Genomic DNA, 4,744 nt, shown 5'->3' with positions numbered 1-4,744 from the left:
GCGGGCCGTGGTCGAGCGGCGTCATCTCACGTACTACCGGGAACTCGCCCGTACCACCGACCCCGAACTCCGCGGCTCCGGACAGGTCGACGCCATCGCCCGCTTCGGACGCGAGTACGGCAACCTCCGGACCGCCCTGCGCCGGGCCGTCGACGGCCACGACGAGGACGAGGCCCTCGTCCTCGTCCACTCGCTGCTCTGGTACTGGCAGATGCGCGACCTCCGGACCGACGCCCTGCACTGGGCGCGGGCGGCCGCGGCCCTCGGACCCGACCCGTTCACCCCGCCCGCCGCGCCCGTCGTCCCCCTGCACGAGGCGTGCACGGCCGCGCCGCCGCCGCTCTCCGAGGACCAGCGCTGGGAGGCCCGGCGCGGGGTGCGGCTCGTCGAACTCCTCAACATGGACCACGACACCGGGCGGTGGACCCGCCCCGAGGGCGTGCACCGGCTCCGCGAGATGACCGGCGTCTACGAGCCGGGTCTGCCCCAGACCTGCCGGCTGCCCGGCTCCTTCGCCGTCTTCGCGGTCCTGATCATCGGCGAGGCGGGCCGGCTGCGCGAGCTCCTCGACGCGACCGTCGACGCCTGCCGTCGCCACGGCTACACCTGGGAACTCGGCAACGCCCTCCAGATGCGCGCCAACATGTCCGCCAACCGGTCCGACATGGCACGCAGCGCGAGCGCCGACGCCGACGAGAGCCTGGAGATCTTCGAGCGGCTCGGCGACGCCTGGGGAGCGGCCGAGGCGCTGTCCTCCCGCGCGGAGTCCCGTGAGCGGCGGCTCGAGTTCGAGGGCGCGGCCGCGGACTACGTCGCCGCCATCGGCTACGCGGAACGGATCGGCGCCCAGTCGCAGATGGCCCTGCTGCGGGCCCGGTACGCCAGCGTCCTCGTGGAGACCGGGCGGATGGAGGAGGGCGAGGCGATCCTCCGCGAGATCGTCGAGGGGGGCACCAGCCTGGGGCACGAACCGCTGCTCGGCGCCCGGCTGTTCCTCGGTCTCGCGCTCGGCCGCAGCGGGCGCTACGACGAGGCCCGGGAGCAGCTGAACGAGCTGCGGAAGGAGTTCGGCTCCGAGACGCTCTCGCTCTTCGAGGGCTTCGCCATCGGCAGCCTGGGCTGGCTCGATGTCGTCGAGGAGCAGTACGCGTCCGGGTTCGCCCTGGTCAGGGAGGCGTACGAGCGCTCCATGGGCGAGCTCTCGCTGATGGTGGCGCCGCAGATGCCCTCGGTGCACCTGACCGTCGCGGCCTGGGCCCTCGCGGGTCTCGGCGGGCCGGCGGCGCGGATCGGCGGGGTGCTGCTCGGGGCGGCGGAGGGACTGCTGCCGGCGGGGCACCTGTCGCTGTCGCTCGAGCTGGACAACCTGCGGCGGGCGACGGAGCTGACCCGGTCCGTGCTCGGTGAGGACGCGTTCGAGGCGGCGCACGCGGAAGGCGGCGGCCTCTCCTTGGAAGAGGCCGCCGCCCTGCTCGGTCGCGCCGCCGACGCGATCAGTGAGCGCGCCGAGTCCTGAACCCCCGTGGGGTGCGTCCGGCCGATCGGGGCCGGACGTGCCCCGATGGACTCAGGTCTTCTTGCGGAACTTGGTCACCGCCAGGGGCGCCGTGACGACCGTGATGGCCAGCGCCCAGCCGAGGGTCATCCACACGGAGTGGGCGACCGGGCCGCCGTTGATCAGGTTCCGGGCGGCGTCGGCGAGGTTCGACAGCGGGTTGTAGTCGGTGAAGGTCTCCAGCCAGCCCGGCATCGAGACCGTGGGGGCGAAGATCGAGGAGCCGAACTGCAGCGGCATCAGGACCAGCATCGCCATGCCCTGGACCGCCTGGGCGGTCTTCAGGGTGAGGCCGAGCAGGATGAAGATCCACATCAGCGACGCTCCGAAGACCATCGAGAGCCCGATGGCGGCGAGCAGGTGGAAGAACGAGGTGTGGATCTCCAGGCCGAGCAGGAATCCCATGCCGAGCAGGATCGCGGTGGCGATCAGCATCCGGCCGACCTCGACGACGATCTTCGCGATCAGGACGGAGGACCGGGCGATCGGCATCGTCCGGAACCGGTCCATGACCCCCTTCTTGAAGTCGTCGTTGATGCCCACGCCGACGGCCATGGCGATGTTCATGCCCATCATCGCCATCAGGCCGGGCGTCACGTAGTTGACGTAGACGTCGTTGTTGCCCTTGCCGGCGATCGCGCCGCCGAAGACGTACACGAAGAGCAGGATGAAGATGATCGGCATCAGGACGGCGTCGAACATCGACTCCGGGTCCTGCTTGATCTGAAGGGCGTTGCGCCGGGCCAGGGCGCCGATGTGGCGCAGGTTGGCCCGCAGGCCGATCCGGCCCTCGGCGGCGGGCTCGCGCCGCGCGGCGGCCGGACTCGGCGATCCGACGGGGGACTTGGTGACCGTGGTCGTGCTCATGCGGCGACCTCCTCGTGGATCTCGTCGGAAACCGTGGACTTCTCGCCGGTGATCGCCAGGAACACCTCGTCCAGGCTGGGCAGATGGGTGCCGATGTGGGCGATCCCGAAGCCGCGCGCGCCGAACAGCGCCACGACGGCGGTCAGCTGCTGGTCGGTGAGGATCGGCACGTACAGCGCGCCCTCGTCGGGGACGACGGTCGAGCCGGCGACACCGTCGAGACCGGTCTCGCGGAGCGCGGCGGCCATCGCCGACAGCTGGCCCGGGTCCACCGGGCGGACCTTCAGGGTCCGGCCGCCGACCTTGGCCTTGAGCTCGTCGACGCCGCCCTGGGCGATGACCTTGCCCTTGTCGATGACGGTCAGCTCGTTGGCGAGCTGCTCCGCCTCCTCCATGTACTGGGTGGTGAGGAGGACGGTGACGCCCTCGGCGACCATCCGCTGGACCTCGTCCCACACCTCGTTGCGGGTGCGGGGGTCGAGGCCGGTGGTCGGCTCGTCCAGGTAGAGGACGGCGGGCTGTCCGATCATCGAGGCGGCGAGGTCGAGCCGGCGCCGCATGCCGCCGGAGTAGGTCATCGCGGGCCGCTTGGCCGCCTCGGTGAGGGAGAAGCGCTCCAGCATCTCGTCGGACCGGCGGCGGGCGTCGGCGCGGGAGAGGTCGAGCAGCCGCCCGATCATGTACAGGTTCTCCCAGCCGGAGAGCTTCTCGTCGACCGAGGCGTACTGACCGGTGAGCCCTATGGTGCGGCGGAGCTGGCGGGGGTGCTTCACCACGTCGTAGCCGGCGACGGTGGCGGTGCCGGCGTCCGGCACGAGGAGGGTGGAGAGGCAGCGGACGAGGGTGGTCTTCCCGGCGCCGTTCGGGCCGAGCACGCCGAGGACGGTGCCCTCCCGTACGTCCAGGTCGACCCCGTCGAGGGCCTTGGTGGCGCCGAAGTGCTTCACGAGGCCCCGGACCTCGACGGCGTTGGTGTGTGATCGCGTCATGGCCCCTACTAGAGCAGGGGCCACCGACAATCCTCCGACAGACGACCGACAGCCCGCCGATGGGGGATGTCGGCGGGCTGTCGGGTGGTGCCGCAGTGGCTGTGTGGGCCTGTCGCGACCAGGCTCCTGTCGGCACACTCCCGCCCTTCGGACGGGAGTGTGCCGACAGGAGCTGTGACAGGACCTAGTGGAAGGTGTGCTCCTCGGCGGGGAACGCCCCACCGCTGACGTCCTCGGCGAAGGCGCGCGCGGCGTCGCCGAGCGTCTCGCGGAGGTTGGCGTACTGCTTGGTGAAGCGCGGGACCTTGCCGCCCGTCAGGCCGGCCATGTCGGTCCAGACGAGCACCTGGGCGTCGGTGCCGGCCCCCGCGCCGATCCCGATGGTCGGGATGTGCAGCGAGCGGGTGACCTCGGAGGCCAGCTCGGCCGGTACGAGCTCCAGGACGACCGCGAACGCGCCCGCGTCCTGCGCCGCCTTCGCGTCGCGCAGCAGCTTGTGCGCGGCCTCGTCGGAGCGGCCCTGGACCCGGTAGCCCATGGTGTTCACGGACTGCGGGGTGAGGCCCAGATGGGACATGACGGGGATGCCGGCCTGGACGAGCAGCTCGGTCTGGGGCAGCGAGCGCTCGCCGCCCTCCAGCTTGATCGCACCGACGCCCGCGTCCTTGACCAGCCGGGTGGCGTTGCGCAGGGCCTGGACAGGCCCTTCCTGGTACGAACCGAAGGGGAGGTCGCCGACGACGAGGGCGCGCTTCGTGCCCCGGACGACGGCGGCGGAGAGCAGCGTCATCTCGTCCATCGTGACGGGCACGGTGGTGTCGTAGCCGAGGTGACAGTTGCCCATGGAGTCCCCGACGAGGATCACCGGGATGCCGGCCTCGTCGAAGACGGACGCGGTCATCGCGTCGTAGGCGGTGAGCATGGGCCACTTCTCGCCGCGGGTCTTGGCGGTGGCGATGTCGTGGACGGTGATGCGGCGCGTGCTCGTGCCGCCGTACAGCGCCTTGCTGCTGTCGGCGGGCGGTTTCTGGGCAGCCTGAAGCGTCATGGTGCACGGCTCCTTGTGTCATCTCGAGGCGCCCTGACGGCGTCCCCGGACCACATCCATGGTGGCACTTCGCCGGGCGGACGGGGAAGTGGGCCGGAGTGGCGCTGTTCACACCGGCGTGCCGGACGGGCGTGCGCGCGGCCCCGGCGCACCGGGCGGGCGGTCTCGGGGGGCCGTGCCGGGCGCCGGGCCGACGGCCACCCGACCCCCCCCCCCAAGCCCGGCCGCCGACCTTTTCCCACGACAGCCCCCCTCTCACATCCCCCCCCGGGTGTGGGGCGTCCA

3 protein-coding genes and 1 pseudogene are annotated in these 4,744 nt (G+C 71.8%); 1 reads left to right on the top strand and 3 read right to left on the bottom strand.

The features are described from left to right. A pseudogene (locus ACZ4XX_RS40125) lies at window positions 1-1,516 on the top strand (AfsR family transcriptional regulator); the annotation flags it as partial. Between the two features lie 51 nt (window positions 1,517-1,567). Here ACZ4XX_RS40125 and ACZ4XX_RS40120 read toward each other — a convergent pair. The 3 genes from ACZ4XX_RS40120 to panB form a co-directional block, all read right to left on the bottom strand. After that, entirely contained in the window at window positions 1,568-2,422 is an 855-nt protein-coding gene (locus ACZ4XX_RS40120) for an ABC transporter permease (protein WP_468512752.1), read from the bottom strand. Further along, window positions 2,419-3,411, bottom strand: a complete 993-nt coding sequence (locus ACZ4XX_RS40115) for an ATP-binding cassette domain-containing protein (RefSeq protein WP_468512751.1) — start codon at window positions 3,409-3,411, stop codon at window positions 2,419-2,421. The genes ACZ4XX_RS40120 and ACZ4XX_RS40115 overlap by 4 nt, the downstream gene beginning before the upstream one ends. Window positions 3,412-3,595: 184 nt before the next feature. After that, window positions 3,596-4,459: a 3-methyl-2-oxobutanoate hydroxymethyltransferase gene (gene panB, locus ACZ4XX_RS40110; RefSeq protein WP_468512750.1), complete on the bottom strand. Its 864-nt coding sequence runs from the start codon at window positions 4,457-4,459 to the stop codon at window positions 3,596-3,598. Between the last annotated feature and the right edge of the window lie 285 nt (window positions 4,460-4,744).

The organism is Streptomyces sp. NPDC029956 (assembly GCF_055574655.1).
This window is presented reverse-complemented; position numbering and strand designations above follow the sequence as displayed.

Coding starts and splice junctions, on each gene's coding strand:
- ACZ4XX_RS40120 (WP_468512752.1), bottom strand. CDS start 2,422: ATGAGCACGACCACGGTCACCAAGTCCCCCGTCGGATCGCCGAGTCCG.
- panB (WP_468512750.1), bottom strand. CDS start 4,459: ATGACGCTTCAGGCTGCCCAGAAACCGCCCGCCGACAGCAGCAAGGCG.
- ACZ4XX_RS40115 (WP_468512751.1), bottom strand. CDS start 3,411: ATGACGCGATCACACACCAACGCCGTCGAGGTCCGGGGCCTCGTGAAG.